General features: G+C 44.2%; 1 protein-coding gene. It reads right to left on the reverse strand.

Features of this window, described 5'->3' with window-relative positions:
- Positions 1–337 (reverse strand): oleate hydratase (locus B2X72_RS12165; protein ID WP_286849713.1); only part of this gene is annotated, 337 nt, incomplete at both ends.

The following is a 337-nucleotide window of genomic DNA, read 5'->3' on the forward strand; positions in this document are numbered from 1 at the left end:
AGAATATTCTTTTAGTTTTTCGACTAAAGCCGAAGGTTTACATGTCAGGGTCGCAGACTCCCATGCTGATTTTTCGATGTTACTGCAGAACTTTTCGGGTTTACCAAAGATGGCGGATTTGGCAGCCAGATTTTTCCAGAGTTTCCAGCCTGCACTTTGACCGCTGCTGCTGTTGTCGATAGCGATGATCGGTGCATTTTTGTTGTCGCCGTAGAAGGTATCTTCTGTCATTGATCCAGTTGTCACAATGACGAAGTCGTCTTTTCCGATTGGAATTTTTACCTCTTTACCGTCTTGTTCTGTAATCAGGGCCTCCACAACTTTTCCATCGGTATTG

This window comes from Sphingobacterium sp. UBA7253 (genome assembly GCF_002472745.1).
GTDB classification, from domain to species: domain Bacteria; phylum Bacteroidota; class Bacteroidia; order Sphingobacteriales; family Sphingobacteriaceae; genus Sphingobacterium; species Sphingobacterium siyangense.